Source organism: Halocynthiibacter sp., from assembly GCF_049608145.1.
GTDB lineage: Bacteria > Pseudomonadota > Alphaproteobacteria > Rhodobacterales > Rhodobacteraceae > Halocynthiibacter.
The window spans coordinates 5,816-6,652 of record NZ_JBMYXF010000088.1 but is presented as its reverse complement, the minus strand read 5'-3'; the positions used below and the strand labels follow the sequence as shown (position 1 = coordinate 6,652).

At 53.5% G+C, this 837-nt stretch carries 1 protein-coding gene; it reads right to left on the bottom strand.

Annotation, left to right across the window (positions count from 1 at the left end):
- Positions 1 to 837: ImcF-related family protein (locus ACPGUT_RS15625; RefSeq protein ID WP_423992975.1), on the bottom strand; the 837-nt coding region annotated here is incomplete at both ends.

The window sequence follows — 837 nt, the reverse complement described above, 5'->3', positions numbered from 1 at the left end:
GAATTTCGCTGAAGTTCTCAAAGATCTGCAGACCCGCAGCCCGATTGGGTTCAATCGGCAACTCATTCGCACTGGCTTCTGTTCCCTCAAGAATTTCACCTTCGGGTTCATAAATCGTACTGTTATTCACCACCAGACGTGCAATCCGCCGGATCGGGTTGTCTGGCCCGGACAAGGCACGAAGACTTTCGGTCGCATCACGGATGTCATCGAAGTCACGCACTTCCAGTGCGTTCAGACTCTGACGCCAGGTCCGCACATAATCATCCACATAGATTTCACGCAGGTTTCGCTGGATTTCCAGGAAATCCTCGTCGGAATAATTGGTGCTTTCCAACTGTCCCAGAACCCAGAGATCATCTGCCGCGATCTGTGCAACACGTTCAACCTGCGGCACAAAGAAGGCTTTGTATTCAGGCGCTGTGAAGATGCGCGGCACTTCAAACGGGCCACGGGCAAACACCTGCTCAGAGATCTGACCGCATTCCTGTCCCGCAGTTGCGTTATTTTCTGCTTCCGCTTCGGCTGCTTCCTCGGTCGAAACCTCGCCCACGGTAGAGGCCTGGTAAACGATACCAAAGCTTGCGCCGATGGACGACTGGAATTCAATCGGGTTCGGCAACTGACGTTCAGACAGCGCGCGCAGGTTCGCATAAACCCGGCGATACGGTGTCAGACGTCCCAGGTTTTCCTGCGCCGACAGAACCAGCGCGGGGTCGGTTTCATAAGCGGCCGGAACTTTTTCCAGCATATAATCCAGGTGGCTGTTCAACTGTTCCTGCACTTCACCCTGGGCTTCAAAATTGGTCTGCCAGAAATCGCCAAAATACTTATCGA